Consider the following 16,177-nt stretch of genomic DNA (forward strand, 5'->3'; position numbering starts at 1 on the left):
GGTGCTGCCCGAGCCCCGCACGCGGATCCTCGCCCGGGCCTTCCTCCACTATTGGCTGGGGGAGCTCGACGCTGCGGCGTGCGTCGCGCTGCCCCAGGTCGAGCAGATCCTCCGCCAGCTCCTGCGAAGCCGGGCGGCCATCGTCTCCGTGGCCAAGGGGCAGACCCCCGGCGGCGTCGACCTCCTGGGCCGGCTCCTGCAGAGCATGCCGGAGGCCGGGTACCGGGAGGACTGGAGCAGAGTGCTGGAACTCCTCCTGGTCGTTCCCGAGCACGGGCTGAACCTCCGCAACGACATCCTCCACGGTCTGACCGGCGCCCCGCCCAGGCACAACGTCTCGCTCGTCCTGCAAGCGGCGCTGTATCTTCTCAACCATGCCCACGGGCAGTGCACGACGCTGCGGCCAACTGACCAGCCGGACCTGCTGCAACACGCGCCCCGGTGAACCGGGCCGGTGCATTGCGGCCCGGCCGCGTGCCGGCTGCCGCTGCGGCCCGCAGCGGTCCTCCCGGGCGAAAAGGGCATGCCCCGTCCGCCGGATCAGCGACCTGTGGAGGTTGCCAGGCGTCCCAGAGTCCTGATCTGTCACAGGAATCCGGCTGGGCGATCTGCCACTCGCGCGCTGGTGGGTTGGCTCGCCAGCGCACGAGCTGGAGAAGCCGAAGGCATCGCCTTCGACGGAAGCGGCTTCCCTGGCTCCGGTCTGGCTATTCGGAGTACGGTGCGAGCCGGGACAAACCCGCAACCACGAGGGCGTCGACGACCCGCTGCCAGTCCTCCGTCATGCCCGCGTCGGCCACAGCCTGACGCATTTCGATCAGCCAGGAGGCGAGCAGATAGGTTCGGGTTGCCTTTCCTGGATGCGCGAGCACCAGGTCCGCCACCCAGGGGAGACCGACGCGCGCTTGGTCCTCAGCCGGTAGTGGCCTGATGAAGCCGATGAGCTGGTCCACGCATGCGGCGCTGCCTTGAGCGAGCGGCAACCACCGCGCGACGGGGTCCCGCCAGGCCAGTGGGTCCCACCAGACGATGGGTTCGCCGTGCACTTCCCGGTAGAGGTAGGCGACTTCGGCGGCGGGGTTCGGAAGGAGGGAGGCCAGAGCCGATCCGTAGTCACGCCGACCCGCGAAGGGCGAGTGCCCGTCGGCTTGCAGGTCGATCACATGTGTAACGATGGCTGGCCACATCCGGCGCGCGACGGCTGCTGCGTCTGCTGACTCTTCGGCGGCGGCCGCCAGCGCGCTCAGGAAACTGCCCAGGCACGTCCCGTGGTCAGCGTATGCATCGATGTGCTGGATGACGGGGGCGTCCTCGCCTGTGCTGGCGAGAGAGAGCAGTGCCCGTGCCGCGATCAAAGCGCGGGTGCCGCGGCGGTCCAGGTCGTCCTCGGAGGCTAGCAGTGAGCGGCGCTGCGTTGCGAGGACTGTATCCAGGAGTTCGCGAGCCCGGGCCGAGACGCAGGACTGTGCCGCTGCTGCCGGCCCGAGGGCCCTAATCGCCCCATCGAGGCGCGCTACGTAGATGGAGTCCGCGGCTACTTTCGCCAGTGAGCGTGCGATGGGGTAGTCGAGTGTGACGGGCTTGCGCCGACCGGTCTCCGGGTCCCAGTCGCCAAGGACACAATCCCGCATCGTCTCGACCGCGAGCTCGAATGCTGTCTCGTGGTGGCAGACGCTGCCGTCGGTCGTGCAGTCGGTGCGCCAGAGTTGGTCGAGGCCACGCGCCAGATGCACGCGCACTTCGTTGGCTACGGCATTCCCCAGCTTGCCCGCCGCGCTGGCCGTCCGGCGGTACGTCGCAGACCCGTCCTTGCCGTCGACCCGGGCACGGAGCCGCGCTGCGCCAGGCAGAAGGAGAAGAGGCAGGGCCCGCGCAGCATGGCGGTCCGCTCCCTGCTCGAAGTATGTCTCCTCGACCTCGAACGGGCGCGGTGATCCTGCGCCCTGACCGATGCGCAGAAGCTTGTCGACAGCGAAGAGCAGTGAGTCGACGGGCAGATCGACGCCATTGACGATATGTGCTGTGAGTGCTGCGGCGGCTACTGCGGCGGGTGCGTCCCACTGACTACTCGAGTCGGGGTCGGAAGGGTTCTCGAGCAGGTCGCAGGCCGCGGCGAGGTCGGCGACCAGGTCCTGACCCGTGAGTGCTTCGCTCTTGCCGTTCCTGGGGTTGACGTAGTAGCGGATGCTGAGCCGCATGGCCTCGTGAGCGCGTGCCGACTCGACGCTCTTGGCCTGCAGGGCCTCGGCGACGTCACTTGGGGGTGTGCTCTGGACCTCCACGCCCCCTTCGACCTGCTGCGCTTGGTAGGTGCCGCGGTCCAGGCTGCTCGCCCACCCGCGCACGGCCGCCAGTTCGTCCTGGGTGACTTGGTCGTCGGCCTCGCCGAGTTCTTCCTCGACCAGTCGCCTGGCCGTTGCGATGAGCTCCTGCCCGATCAATCGCAGCTCGTCGGCACGCTGATCGTTTGCGTGCAGCACCATCATCATGGCTGCTTCCCGCAGGGACCAGCGGCGACGTTCGGGAGCGGTCAGACCATCGGAGGGCGCCGCCCCTAGGCCGCCACCTTCGCTGACGACGCGTCCGAACTCCATGTGCCAGATGACCGGTTCGGTGAGATACCGGTCCAGCAGGCGGTCGGCGCGTTCCAGGTGGCGGACGAGAAGGCCCACGATCAGGCCAACCATGGCCAGGTTCTCGCAGCCCTCCAGCAGGATGGTGATGATCCTTTCCAGGGAGATGTCCGCTTCGATCAGTTGGTCGCACACTCGCTCCAGTGCCTGCAGTGCGCTCATGCAGGGGGAGGGGCCGACGCCGGTCCCGCGGTACCAGTGCCAGACGTGCTCGTCTCCGACGTATGTCCGGCGCTCGCCCGCGACGTCAAGCGGTGTACGGAAGGCATCGAGGTCGCGCTCCTCTACCTGTGCGCCGTACTGGAGGTGGCTGCCGACCAGGGTGCGTGCACGCGCCAGTGCGGCGTGGTTGAGCATGCGGTTGAGCACCGCTACGCCGTTGCGGAAGTCCGACTGGAACAGCGCAAGGAACGGGCCACGGTACCAGGCGGCGAGCGGGGTCACACCGAGCCCGCGGGCAGTGTGGTGCCGGATCCCGTCCTCATGGAAACCCGTGCCGTCTTCGTCCTCGTTGAGGTAATAAGCCTCGGTCAGGTCGGCGAGGAGACCGCGCCGGTACGTGGCCAGCGCCCGGCCGGTCAGCACCTCCTCAACGGTGGGGCCCGCCCATGCCGGCGCGTCGTGTGCCACTCGACGCAGAAGGGCCTCACCGTCCTCTCCGAGATCCGGGCCCAGCAGGGCCAGCAACTCGAGGATGAGTTCGTCCGCGATCTCGCGAGGGATCTCAGGGCGCGCCGGGCGACGCCCCTGGCGGCGGCCGCGACCCATGAAGAGCAGCCGTTGCTTCTCCAGGTGCTGACGCTTCGCCTCGACTTCCTGCGGCGGCAGGGCGGCCTGCGCCGCGGCGGCCGCCGCCTGCTGTTCCTGGAACCGGCGGTCGGCTTCGGCGCAGGCGGCGACGAGGCGGTCGTGCAGTTTGACCCGAAGCGGATAGCCAGCAGGTGTGCCCGCGAGGGTGACCGCGTGGAGCCAGTCGCGAAGGGTTCCCTGCACATGCTTGCCCTGCTGCCAGGGCTCCTCGTCCTCGAGTAGCAGGGCGATCAGTGGCTCGACCGCGTCGATCCGTACCAGGCCCGCTCCGTTGCGCAACCGCTGGTCCACGAGCCGCAGGAGCCGCTGCATGCCCGTGCCTGGCTCGGCACGCAGTGTCGGCCATGCGTCGCGCAGCACCGGGTCGGGTGCTCCGAGCGTCAGGAGCGCTTCGCCGGGCACATCGCCCCAACGGTCCCCGTGGCCTTCGGCGACCAGATGCTCGAAACACTCCTGCAGGCTGGCGAACCTGCCCCGGAAGGGGTTCCTCGGGCTGTTGGGTTGGACAAGCAGTGCTTGGCAGGCCAGCCGCGCGGCACCGAGCGTCCAGCGCGGCACACCGGCCTCAAGTAGTCTCGCGGTGGGACTAGCGCTGGTGAGGAGTAGACGGGCGATCGCGTATCGGCGCACCTCGTCGTGGGCGAACCGGGGGCCGACGCTGAACGGGTCGTCCGGGTCCGTGCGTAGCAGCCCGTCCTGGCGAAGGCCAGCGAGCGCCGTGGCATCGATCGTCCCCATCACGTCCAGGGCGTCTCCCAGGCCGAGTTCAAGGGCGGCCAGGCGCAGGAGCGCGATGCTGCGGGCCTCCGGAAGACCGCGTTCGGGATGCTCCTTGCGGAGCACCAGCCCGTTCCATACCTGCTGCATGGCGTCGGCGTCGCTCAGGGGGGTGGTCTTCACACGCCCGCGCACGAGGAGATCGACGACCACCGGCCTGGACAACAACTCCCGTGACCGCGGCTGTTCCGCGAGGGTCGACAACTCGGTGAAGACCGCCGTGACTTCAGCAACTTGGGCATCGGTCAAGGGGGGCACCTCAAGACTGGCGACATCCCCACCGACGCGATCGCTCAGCGTGTCATGGACGACCTGCTGGGCGTCGTTCGCTGTCACGGCGACCACTTTGACGTCCGCCTGGACGGCCGCGTCAACGAGGCTGAGGAAGGTGCCCGCTTTCCCCTCGACCAGTGCGTCCGCGCCGTCGATCACCAGGAGTCGCTGAGGGGCGCTGAGTTCTCCGAGGAGCGTTGCGAGCGAGGCACCGAGCGCGGACTCCAGCTCCACGCTCGTACTGGGGAGGGACCTGAGGTCGATGCAGAGGGCCTGTAGGACGTCCGGGTCCGATGCGGCATCGGCGATGGTGCGGACCGCCAGCGCGCTCTTTCCCACACCGGAGTCGCCGCGCACGACAACCCCTGTGGTTGAGGACTGCACGAGCTGGAGCAGTTGATCTGCGGTGTCGCGCCGTTCCAGGTGGACCTTTCGGCCGTCGCCGGAGATCGAGTCGCTCACCGAAGCGACCGCGCTCTGGTGAAGGCGACCGAGCATGGCCCAGCCAGGCCGGTGACGACGCGCTGCAGAGTCGAGGACCGCGTGGCAATGGCGCCGCAGGAGGCCCAGGTCGACGGTCGCTGCCTTCGGCGCGTACTCAGCCGCCAGGGCCACGAGCCGCTCTTGCAGTCGCATCGCCCCAAACAGATCCGCTCCGCGGGCCACCGGGATCAGGGAGTTCGTCATGGGGCCCCAGTCCAGTTCGTCCGGCGGTTCGAGCCTGGGCATGAGCACGGTCAGGCGCGACAGCAGCTCCCACGTGCGCTGCTCCACGAGCTGCGGGCCGGGGTCGGCTGTCCCGAGGTCCGGCAGTGCGAGTTTCACGAGACCTTCGAGGTGCCTGAGCCGCTTCCTTACACCAGCGGGGAACTTTCGGTGTGTGCGGATGAGGCCGAAGAAGCTGGGTGCGTCCTTGTGTACGAAGGCCTCGGCGGCGAGTAGCGCTAGCTGTTCCGCGTGCTCCTGCCGACCCGCAACAACCATGCCGGCCCGGTATTCAAGGCCGTCCGTGGGCGCGTTGACGACCTCCTGGACAAACGTGCCGATGAGCTTCCTGCTCGCCTCGTTGCTCTGCACGAGGTCCGGTGCCCGGCGCACCGCGAGAGCTAGCACCAGAGACGGCTCGACCTCGTCAGCCCGGGCCGCGCGGATGACCAGGTCGTCGACCGAGTGCTCGGGTGCTTTCTGGAACTCCACGCCGATGACCGTCCGGCTGTCGCCCAGCTCCGTCGCTCCGGTCCCGAGGAGAAGGTGAGCGAGGTACTGGACTGCGACCTTGCGCTCGAACGTGACACCTCCGCCACCGGTCGCGTAGGGACTCATCCCTGCTGTGGCGTCAGCGGTGGCCTGCAGTCGGACCTCCTCCAGCCACGCGCGCATGATCTCGCTGTCGGTGGTGAGGTGCCAGAGGTTGGCCCGGCCGACCTGGCTCGAGGTAGCGAAGCCAGCCTCTCGCAGCCTCTCCAGCGCCGCCGTCGCAGTCGTCGGGGAAATCCCCAAGTTCTTTGCCATCATCCGGCCTGACGGTGGCACGGTCGCAGCCGCCAAAGCCTTTAGGGCCGCGTACGCGTTCTCGCCCAACATCCCGCGGAGCAGATCAACGGTTGACGTCACAAGCAGGAGGGTAGTCGCTATGTCCAGTTATTCTGAACATAGAATCGGAATGTGCACTTGTGAATATTTGTGAGGCGACACCGCAGCCCAAGCGTTGCGCCGCGTCTGGCGGTCACTCGGGATGTTCCGGACTCCAACCCGGCAGCTCGTGCGAGCGAGGGGCCGACGTGAGGCGGCGGGGGCAATGTGCACGTTGTCGTCGCGAGCAGGCCCCTCGACTGCTACGACGCCTCACACCCCGAGCCTTCCGGAGCAGGCGCCGTGAAGTCCGCGCAGGGATCCGTTCGACTGGTCGAGGCCAGGGATCCGGCTGGCGTTCGTCATCCAAGCGGCCTCGCGAACCGCGACATGTCGTCGAAGGCGACCATGCTGTTCGGGTCGATCAGCGGCACGACGGCCGGGTAGAGCTCCGCTGCCGCAGGTGAGTCGCTGCCCCCAAAGCGCTTTGCCACAGCGAACCCGGCGCCGGCGACGAGGTCGGCGAGTTGCAGCGAAGGGTGCGTCTTGGACTCCCCTCGCAGCATCTGCCCGACCTGGGCCCGTCCCAGGACCCACCGCAACTCCCAGGACCCGCCCCCATCGAATTGGCGTATCATCTTGTCCAACCAGTCGTCAGTGAGCACCTTTTGGTCGTCCGTCAACGCGTTGACCTTCCCGATCCGCTCAGACCAGTTGTTGACAACGGCTGCCACCCCGGGAATCAGTGGTTCGAGACTGTCCGAGAGATCACCCTCCTGGAGCGCCTGCAGGAAGTCCGCAGCCTCCGCCCGAGTCCCGCGGGCCTGCGCGAGGACCGTAGTGACGCGTCGGCGCGTGGACTTCGCCCACGCCGCCTCCAAGACGTCGAAGAAGTTCTCAACCGAGGACTGCCGCCCGTCCCGGTTCCGCATCGACGCGAAGTCCACCGTGGCTTGGACAAGCTTTCCGAACCCATCCCTTCCCAGCGCCCGAGGCCCCTCCTCGAACAGCGTCCGGGCGCTTTGGCGAGCTGCGCCGTTGCGGTACATTTCGACGCCTCGAGAGTGGGCCTGAGTTTCGATCAAGAGGTCGATGATCTTTCCCACCACGAAGTAGTGCTTGTCGATCACGTATACCGAAGTTCGACCTTCGAGGGATCCGCCTGGGCCGAGCGCCTCGATCAGCGCCTGCCGACCTGTCGGCCTGTCCTTGAAGTGCTTGAACTTCACCTCGGCCACCTGATCGGTGATCCTCGCGTCACGCCGCAGATCGAGCAGCACCTGCTGCGCCGTCTGGTCATCGATGGCAACCGATCCGATGGTCATGTATCGGTCGGGGTTGGCGGCGAGTTGGTCGCCTCCCCAGCCGGACTCGTCAGTCGCGACCCACCGGCCCTTTCCGAGTGCATCTACGGTCGGCTCTACTCGACTGCGCCGGGCGTAGTTAGGGCCGGTCAGACCGGTTCCGGGGTTCGGCAGGCGCGTGGCTTCATTCATCGCGCCATCCTTGCCGCACGGCGAAGCGAACGCAAAACATCAAAGTCCCTACCTGTCAGGGCAGTTGAAGATGGCATGTCAGGCGGCACCAGGCGCCGGTGCCGGGCGCGAGCTACGCGCGGAGCAGTCTGTTGTCCTATGTGGGCCGTTCGAGTCACGATGAATGCCAAGGTGTGCCAGGAGGCCCCGACTGTTCCCGCAGGGTCGGAGACGAGCAGACGCCGGGCAGCTGAACGGGCTATGGCGTGAGTGCCGCAGGTCGGCCAGGCTTTCGGTCTCCACGGTTTGTCCCGCGCGGATGATGCTCAACCGGCCGCACAGGGCTTCGACCTCGGACGGGACCTGGGGATGCTTCGCGCGGTCGGCGACCTGGACGAGATGATCAAGATCATCAGGTCGACGCCATGAGGTCGCCCAGCGGAGCCTCGCGCAGCCACGGGCCGGCGCGGTGAGACTGAGGTCGGCGAAGCTGGTGCGGACGACGTGGATGTTGGCGGCACTGGTCTGGGCCAGGGTGCCGTCGAAATCGAAGGTGGCCGCCATCGACTGCAGGGTGACTGGAATGCTGACAAGGCTATCGAAGCTGGCAATCGACTCACTTTGTAAAAGAGCTCCAGCGAGGAAGGCCGCTGGAGCTTGAGGGCGGTGTAGCGTCGTCCTGCAGACGGGAAGGAATTTTGGCGCGGCTGGGTTCGATTTGCCTCTGGATACCTCTCAGTGCTGCTGAACTTTCGCTGGCTGTCGGTCAGTTAGTCGAGATCAAACACGGCGGTCACCGGTGCGTGGTCGCTCCAGCGTTCGGCGTGGGAGGCTGCTCGTTCGATGTAGGCCTCGACGCATTTCTCAGCGAGGTTTCTAGTAGAGACAACCAGGTCGATCCTCCAACCGGAGTCGTTGTCGAAGGCGCGGCCGCGGTAGGACCACCAGGTGTAGGGGCCGGTGCGGTCGGGGTGGAGGGCGCGGACGACGTCGACGTAGCCGGCCTCGTCGTAGACGCGGGAGAGCCAGGCGCGTTCCTCGGGGAGGAAACCGGCGGACTTCTGGTTGGCCTTCCAGTTCTTGAGGTCCTCGGGGCGGTGGGCGATGTTCCAGTCGCCGCAGACCACGACCTCGCGGCCGTCGGCGGCGGCGCGGGCGCGCAGGTCGGTGAGGTGGACGAGGAATTCCGCCATGAAGCGTTCCTTCTCGTCCTGGCGCTCGGTGCCGGCCTCGCCGGAGGGCAGGTAGAGGCTGGCGACGGTCAGGCCCGGGAGGTCGATTTCGACGTACCGGCCGGAATTGTCGAACTCCTCCGATCCGAATCCGATCGCGGTGCGCTGCGGCTCCTGGCGGGAGAGGATCGCGACGCCGGCCCGGCCCTTGGCGACGGACGGGGCCCAGACCGCGTGCCAGCCGTCCAGGTCGCTCAGTTCGACGGGCAGCTGCGCGGGCTCGGAGCGCACCTCCTGGAGGCAGATCACGTCCGCCTCCGTTCCGGCCAGCCACTCGACGAAGCCCTTCTTGGCGGCCGCCCGGATTCCGTTCACGTTCACACTCGTCACCACGATCACCCGGGCAGCCTACCCATTGGTCGTGTCCGTCCCGAACCGTGACGCGCGGCAGGGGTCCGGCGCGGCGCCGGCGTGGGCTGTCGTGAACGTGGCATGAATGTTCGCGAACGCCGCACCAAGCCGTGCCATTGGTCTTGACCATCTCCGGACGCAGCACCTAGGGTCGCTTACTGCAAGGACCTTTAATAAAGAAGGACGGATAAAGGCTCGCTCTCCCACCTGCCGCAACAGCGGGCAGCGGGCCCGGGATCCGCCCTCCTTGTCGTAGGGCGGACAGGACCAGGTGGAGGACACGGTGGGCACGGTCGGGACGACAGGACAGCTTTCGGCGGTGCCGGAACCGAAGTACTGGCACCTGCGCACGGTGCTGCTGCGGGCCATCGACTCGGAGTTCTCCACCGGTGAGGTCCTGCCCAACGAACGCGAGCTCTCCGCGCGCTTCGGGGTCGCCCGGGCGACGCTGCGGCAGGCCCTGGACCAGCTGGAGCTGGAGGGCCGGCTGGTCCGCCGCCGGGGGATCGGCACGCTGATCGCCGCCCCGCGGGTCGGCGTCCCGGTCAACCGGCAGGAGGAGGGCTGGCCCGGCGCCGGCCGCAGCCAGGCCTGGCGCACGGTGGACTGCACCACCGCGCCGGCCTCCGCGCAGCTGGCCAAGGACCTCGGCATCGCCGAGGGCGCCACCGTGCACACCGTCCGCCGGGTCCGCCTGGTCGAGGGCCGCGCGATGGCCACCGAGTCGCTGCACGTCCCGGCCTCGGCCCTGCCGCACCTGCCCGGTTTCCGCGCCGAGAGCGACCGGGCCCGCTCGGTGCTGCGCCAGCTGGAGCGCCTGGAGGTGGACGGCGAGTCCCGGGCCGTCGAGCTCGGTGTCGCCGAGGCCGACGAGGCCGCTCTGCTGGAGCGCCCCCCGGGGACACCGGTGCTGGTCATGACCACCCAGTACGCCTCGGCCGGCCGCCTGGTTGCGCTCGCCGTCTCCACCTACCGGGCGGACACCTGCAAGCTGACCTTCGGCGAGACCGGCCTGGTCGAGGTCACCCCGGTCGCCGCGACCCCCGAGGTCCGCACCGCCTCCTGAACCATCCCGCACCCACCCTCGGACAGCGGCCCGGACGCCAACTGGCTTCCGGGCCGCTGTCGTTGGGCGAGGCTCACACCCGGGGCGGGTCCACCGCGAAGAGCTGGTCCTCCACGTGGTCCAGGGCGACCCGCAGCGCGCCCATGGAGACGACCTCCGAGCCCAGCGCCGCCAGCGCCACCTCCGGCGCCCGCAGGGTGAACTGGGACAGCCGCTCGCGCAGGGGCTCCAGCACGCCGTCCAGGCCGGCCGCCCAGCCGCCGATGACCACCAGCTGGGGGTCGATGGCGAGGACCAGGGCGGCGACGCCCTGGACGAGGCGGGTCAGGAAGCGGTCCATGGCGACCTTGGCGACCTCGTCGCCCTCCCGCGCGAGCCGCAGGACGCGGGCGACGGCGGCCTCGTCGAGGGGGTTGAGCGGTTTGCCGGTGGTGGAGAGCAGCTTCTCCGGGGTGACCTCCTGGCCGAGCAGGTGCAGGGCGCCGATCTCGCCGGCGGCGCCGCCGTAGCCGCGGTGGAGCTTGCCGTTGATGAGCGAGCCGGCGCCGGGGCTGAGGCCGGCCATCACGAAGACCACGTCGTCGGCGCCGACGGCCGCGCCCTGCCAGTGTTCGGCGATGGCGGCGAGGTTGGCGTCGTTCTCGATCAGGACGGGGCAGCGGAAGGAGCGCCGCAGGCGGGCGCCGAGGTCGAGGCCGGTCCAGCCGGGCATCGCGGTGCCGAGCCGGACGGTGCCCTCGCGGTCGACGATGCCGGGAGTGCCGATGCCGACGGCCCACAGGTTGTCCCGGGAGATGCCGGCCTTGCGCAGGATGTCGGCGACGGCCGTGCGGACGGCGGTGAGGCGCTCCTCGGCGTCCAGGGTCTCGTCGACCGGCTTGAAGTGACTGCCCACCACCTCGCCGGTGAGGTCGGCGAGGATGACCCGGATGTCGTGCACGCCGATCTCGATGCCGAGGATGTGCCCGGCCTCGGCGCGGAAGCGGAACCAGCGGGCCGGCCGGCCGCGGCGGCCGGTGCCAGGCTGGCCGTCCTCCCGGGGCTGCTCGACCTCGGCGACCAGTCCGGTCTCGACCAGGCCCTCGATCACGCCCTCGACGGTCGGCCGGGAGAGCCCGGTCTCGCCCACGAGCTGAGTGAGGGTCACGGAGTGGCCGGTCCGCAGCGCCCTGAGCGTGACCGCGGCGTTGATCCGCCGCAGCAGCGAGGAGTCTCCTCCGGTGAGCCGATCCGCCAATGCGATGCCCTTCGCCGTTCGCGCGACTGCCCTGGCGCGCGGTGTCGAGTGCGCGGAGCCCACCGAATGGCCCGCGGGGGTCTGCCCCCGGTGCACCGGCACGGGCGGCGCGCCGCCGCCCGCGGGAAGGCCCGGGGGACAAGCCGGAGCCTACCGGGGGACCGTCCGGCGCGGCGAGGATTCCCGCAGCTCACCCGGGCTTCGGTATCGAAATGGTACGGATCGGGTGGCGGTACGTGACCGTTGCTTCACCGGTCGGCCGCGGCCGGCCCCCGCCCCGGGCGCCGGCCCCGTACGGACCAGCGCGAGCGCACCGACAGCAGCGAGCCGACGCTGAGCCAGGAGCACGCCGAGAACGCGCTGAAGACCGAGCCGGCCGAGCCGACGGACAGCACGCTGCCGACCGATCCGATCGAGAGGACGGACCCGACCGAGCCGATGGACAGCAGCGAGCCGATGGAACCGATGGAGCCGATCGAGCCGAGGGAGGCCCGGGAGCGGATCGAACGCACGGAAGCTGCCATGCGCCCGATCGTAGCCGCACCCGCCGAGGGCGCGCCGCGGAGTGACGAGAGTGCGCTCCCGCGGCCGACACGTCCCGGAGTCACGGGAGTGCGAGCTCCCTCGGCCGACACGTCCCGGAGCCACGGGAGCGTGTTCGCTCGGCGGGCGCGCCGCGGAGTCAGTCGACCCGCGCCGCGAACAGCCCCTGCCCCAGCAGCCCCATCGGGTGCCCGTCCGCCGGCAGGGTGAGCACGGTGGGGCAGCCCGCCGCGGAGAGGGCGGCCCGCCAGTGGTCGGCCGGGTGGGCCGTGAGGCCGCGGGGGTCGCCGGTGATCAGCAGGTCGAGCTGTTCGGCGACGGGTGCGAGCAGCAGCAGCCGCCCGCCGGGGGCGAGTTGGTCGACGAGCGCCGGAACCTCCTCGTCGGGGCGTCCGGCGGCGGTGGCGACCACGAGGTCGTAGCGCCCGCCGTCCGGGGTGAGGTGGTGGTCGGCGTTCTGCCGGGGCCGGGCGGCCAGGGCGCGGGCGACGGCGGTCTCGGCGCCGTCGCGGTCGGGTTCGAGGACCCGCAGCGGCCGCGGTCCTTCGTGGGCCTCGGCGGTGGCGCGCACCAGCGCGCCGAGTGCGGCGCCGAGGTAGCCGCGGGCGGCGGCCCAGCGGACCGGGGCGACGGCGGGGCGGGGCGCCTCCTGGCCGGTGAGCAGCTTGGGCAGGCGCAGGGCGCCGCGCCGGACCCGGTCGAGGACGGGGGCGGTGCCGAGGCCGTCGGCCCAGCTCTCGGCGGCGGGACGCCAGGCCTCCCGGACCTCGGCGGCGGTGAGTTCGGGGGCGCCGTGGAAGAGCGGGCCCTGCGCCCCGCCGCCCTGGCGGGTGATCAGGCCGTGCCGGGCGAGGGCGTCCAGCCAGCGGCCGACCCGGGGGCGCTGGGCCGGGATGACCAGGGCGGTGGCGAGGAGTTCGGCCTCCGACCAGCCGCGGGCGGGGTCGGTGAGCACTCCGGCCTGCTGGAGGGTGTGCAGCAGGGCGGTGAGGACGGCCCGGTCGAGATGGGCGCCGAACTCGGTGACCTGGTCGGCGGTGATGCCGATGGCGTGCTTCCAGGCGGCGGCGGTGGCGGCCTCGGCGTCGGCGCGCAGCCGGCGGTCGGCGGCCTCGGCCTGGCTGTGCGGGGCGCGGACGTGGGCGAGGACCGCGCCGAGGGCGTCGACGGCGGCGTACACGTCGTCCTGCCGGGGTTCGGGTCCGACGTGCAGGACCAGGCGCAGCGCGCTCAGGTCGTGCTCGGCCAGTCCGGGCTGGCGGCTGAGCCGCCAGAGCAGGGCGGATGGCAGGCTGAGGTGCGTGGTGCCGTTGGCGGCGAGGGCGCTGAGCTGCTGCTCGGGCCGTTGGTCGGGGTCGGCGCAGTGCACGGTGCCGCCTGCCAGCAGGGTGGCCAGGGCGAGTTCGACGGCGAGTTCGGTGGCCGGGTGCAGCACGGTGTGCCGGATCGGCGGCGGGCCGAGGACGCCGGCCCAGTGGCGGAGCCGTTCCTCGGCGGTGCGGGCGGCGGAGGGCGCCAGGGCGGCGTGTTCGGCGACGCGTTCGGCGAGGGCCCGGGGCAGGCCGCCCGGCGGGGAGACGCCGAGCAGCAGGCCGGTGCCGCTGATCGTGCGTCCGTCGGCGACGACGGCGGGCCGGTCGCCGAGCTCGCGCAGCGCGCTGACCAGCGCAGGGGTCGAGGCCAAGGTGATCACTCCGGGGTGCGGGGGAGAAGCCGCACCACTGAACCATGCGTCCGGGTCGGGAGCGGTCGGAGCCTGGTCAAGATTCCGTAATGATTTTCATATCGGCCAGCCAAGCGGCGAGGGGAATCCCGCCACGAAGGCGTCGGAACTGCGCATTCCGGCGCCGCTGCGCAAGCCCTTGACAGGTGGTTCGGGTGCTGGATTACTTGGCCTGGGCCGGCCCGGACCGAACGATCGGTCGGGCCCATACGGATCGGCCGACCTGCGAAGGAGCGACGATGACCGGCAGCTCACCCGAACCGGGACGACGCCTGGGGGAGCCGATTCCACCCGCACTGCTGGACGCCGGCGAGCGGATGGGGGTGGACGAACTCCGTGCCCACCAGCTCGACCGCCTCCGGGCCACCCTGCGGCACGCCTACGACAACGTCGAGCTCTACCGCCGCAAGTTCGACGCCGCCGGGGTGCGCCCCGAGGACTGCCGCACCCTGGACGACCTCGCCCGGTTCCCCTTCACCACCAAGGCCGACCTGCGCGAGGGCTACCCCTTCGGCATGTTCGCCGTCCCGATGGAGCGGGTCCGCCGGATCCACGCCTCCAGCGGCACCACCGGGCGGCCGACCGTGGTCGGCTACACCGAGAACGACCTGTCGATGTGGGCCGACGTGGTCGCCCGCTCGATCCGCGCGGCCGGCGGCCGTCCCGGCCACAAGGTGCACGTCGCGTACGGCTACGGGCTGTTCACCGGCGGCCTGGGCGCCCACTACGGCGCCGAACGGGCGGGCTGCACCGTCATCCCGGCCTCCGGCGGCATGACCGCCCGGCAGGTCCAGCTGATCCAGGACTTCCGCCCCGAGATCATCATGGTCACCCCGTCCTACCTGCTCACCCTGCTGGACGAGTTCGAGAAGCAGGGTCTCGACCCGCGCGCCAGCTCGCTGAAGGTGGGCATCTTCGGCGCCGAGCCCTGGACCGAGGAGATGCGGCGCGAGATCGAGGAGCGGCTCGACCTGCACGCCGTCGACATCTACGGCCTCTCGGAGGTGGTCGGCCCCGGCATAGCCCAGGAGTGCGTGGAGACCAAGGACGGGCTGCACATCTGGGAGGACCACTTCTACCCGGAGGTCGTGGACCCGCTGGGCGACCGGCTGGGGCCCGACCTGGTGATGCCCGAGGGCGAGGTCGGCGAGCTGGTCTTCACCTCGCTCACCAAGGAGGCGCTGCCGGTCATCCGCTACCGCACCCGTGACCTCAGCCGGCTGCTGCCCGGAACCGCGCGGCCGGCCTTCCGGCGGATGGAGAAGGTCACCGGGCGCTGCGACGACATGATCATCCTGCGAGGGGTGAACCTCTTCCCGACCCAGATCGAGGAGATCCTGCTGCGCACCCCGGGCGTCGCCCCGCACTTCCAGCTGCGGCTGACCAGGCAGGGGCGGATGGACCATCTGACGGTGCGGGTGGAGGCCCGCCCGGAGGCGCCCGCCGAACTGCGGGCGGCGGCGCGGGAGTCGATCGTCCGGGCGGTGAAGGACGGCGTGGGCGTGACGGTCGCGGCCGAGGTGGTGGACCCGTACACGCTGGAGCGCTCGGTCGGGAAGATCAAGCGGGTGGTGGACGAGCGGAAGTAGCGGAGAGGAGGTCGGAGGCGCACGGCTGTCCGGGGGGTGATGCCGTGCGCCTCCGACGTCTACAGCAATGTAGACGGTCAGTGGGCGACGAGTCCAGCCGTCCGACGGCGCGTCCGCGCGGACAGGGCCAGGGCGACCGCCATCAGCACGGCCAGGGCCAGGCTGACCGGGCCGGTGCCCAGGCCGATGCCACCGCGGTCGGCGCCGACGCCCAGCCAGTCCGCGAACGAGGCGCCCAGCGGACGGGTCAGCACGTACGCCCACCAGAACCCGGCCACCGGGCCCACCCAGCGGGCCCGCGCAGCCACCGCCGGAACGGCGATCAGCACCGCGAAGCCCAGGCCGGCCACCAGGTAGCCGAGGTCGAGGGTGGCCGCCGTCAGATCACCCAGCGCGGTGCCCAGGGCGAAGGTCAGCAGCACGGCCGCCCAGTAGAACAGCTCCCGGCGCAGCCCGGTCACCCGGTCGATCGCCAGCGAGCCCTCCACCAGGTGCCAGAGCAGGAACAGCCCCGCCAGCGCCGCCGCCAACGCGCCGGCCGACAGCACGTACGGGACACCGAGCGCGACGTGCGCCACGTCGGCGACCATCGTGCCGAACACGCTCACCAGCACGACCACCGCCCAGTACAGCCCGGGCACGCAGCGGCGGGTGCGCAACTGCACCACCAGGGTGAGGGCCAGCAGCAGTCCGGCGGCGGCCACCGCCAGCACCGGGTCGAAGGTCTTGGCGAGGAAGTCCGAGAGGGTCTCGCCCATGCCGGTGGTCAGCACCTTCACCACCCAGAACCAGCCGTCCACCACGGGGACCTTGCTGGCGGCGGCCCGGACGTCACCGGGCGCGGCGGGGCCGGGCGCGGCGGGGCCGGGCGCGGTCGGCGCGTACGAGTGGGCCAC

Annotated in this window: 10 protein-coding genes; 3 read left to right on the forward strand and 7 right to left on the reverse strand. The window is 70.6% G+C overall.

Annotated elements, in window-relative coordinates; translation table 11 throughout:
• The first annotated feature begins 1 nt into the window (after position 1).
• Entirely contained in the window at positions 2-445 is a 444-nt protein-coding gene (locus tag ACIRVF_RS36010; RefSeq protein ID WP_402827753.1) for a hypothetical protein, read from the forward strand.
• Between the two features lie 262 nt (positions 446-707).
• Here the strand turns inward: ACIRVF_RS36010 and ACIRVF_RS36015 are convergent, their stop codons facing one another.
• The 3 genes from ACIRVF_RS36015 to ACIRVF_RS36025 all read right to left on the reverse strand — a co-directional run bounded on the left by ACIRVF_RS36015 (position 708) and on the right by ACIRVF_RS36025 (position 9,111).
• Positions 708-6,107, reverse strand: a complete 5,400-nt coding sequence (locus ACIRVF_RS36015; protein WP_402827756.1) for a hypothetical protein — start codon at positions 6,105-6,107, stop codon at positions 708-710.
• 320 nt (positions 6,108-6,427) lie between these two features.
• Positions 6,428-7,561, reverse strand: a complete 1,134-nt coding sequence (locus ACIRVF_RS36020; RefSeq protein WP_402827759.1) for a hypothetical protein — start codon at positions 7,559-7,561, stop codon at positions 6,428-6,430.
• A gap of 749 nt (positions 7,562-8,310) precedes the next feature.
• Positions 8,311-9,111, reverse strand: coding sequence for an exodeoxyribonuclease III (locus ACIRVF_RS36025; protein ID WP_402827762.1), 801 nt, complete (start codon positions 9,109-9,111; stop codon positions 8,311-8,313).
• A gap of 331 nt (positions 9,112-9,442) precedes the next feature.
• Here ACIRVF_RS36025 and ACIRVF_RS36030 point away from each other — a divergent pair, with 331 nt between their 5' ends.
• Positions 9,443-10,189: a GntR family transcriptional regulator gene (locus ACIRVF_RS36030; RefSeq protein ID WP_402827765.1), complete on the forward strand. Its 747-nt coding sequence runs from the start codon at positions 9,443-9,445 to the stop codon at positions 10,187-10,189.
• Positions 10,190-10,262: 73 nt separating this feature from the next.
• On the opposite strand, the gene ACIRVF_RS36035 is transcribed toward ACIRVF_RS36030, so the two are convergent.
• The 3 genes from ACIRVF_RS36035 to ACIRVF_RS36045 form a co-directional block, all read right to left on the reverse strand.
• Positions 10,263-11,426: an ROK family protein gene (locus ACIRVF_RS36035; protein ID WP_402827768.1), complete on the reverse strand. Its 1,164-nt coding sequence runs from the start codon at positions 11,424-11,426 to the stop codon at positions 10,263-10,265.
• 248 nt (positions 11,427-11,674) lie between these two features.
• Positions 11,675-11,950 carry a hypothetical protein gene (locus ACIRVF_RS36040; protein ID WP_402827771.1) on the reverse strand — a complete coding sequence of 92 codons (276 nt, stop codon included), beginning with the start codon at positions 11,948-11,950 and terminating at the stop codon, positions 11,675-11,677.
• Between the two features lie 158 nt (positions 11,951-12,108).
• Complete coding sequence (locus ACIRVF_RS36045; protein ID WP_402827774.1) at positions 12,109-13,653, reverse strand: hypothetical protein; 1,545 nt, start codon at positions 13,651-13,653, stop codon at positions 12,109-12,111.
• A gap of 278 nt (positions 13,654-13,931) precedes the next feature.
• On the opposite strand from ACIRVF_RS36045, the gene paaK reads away from it, so the two are divergent.
• Positions 13,932-15,281, forward strand: a complete 1,350-nt coding sequence (gene paaK, locus ACIRVF_RS36050; protein WP_402827777.1) for a phenylacetate--CoA ligase PaaK — start codon at positions 13,932-13,934, stop codon at positions 15,279-15,281.
• A gap of 77 nt (positions 15,282-15,358) precedes the next feature.
• Here the strand turns inward: paaK and ACIRVF_RS36055 are convergent, their stop codons facing one another.
• Complete coding sequence (locus ACIRVF_RS36055; RefSeq protein ID WP_402827780.1) at positions 15,359-16,177, reverse strand: hypothetical protein; 819 nt, start codon at positions 16,175-16,177, stop codon at positions 15,359-15,361.

It is taken from the genome of Kitasatospora sp. NPDC101157, assembly GCF_044768255.1.
GTDB lineage: Bacteria > Actinomycetota > Actinomycetes > Streptomycetales > Streptomycetaceae > Kitasatospora.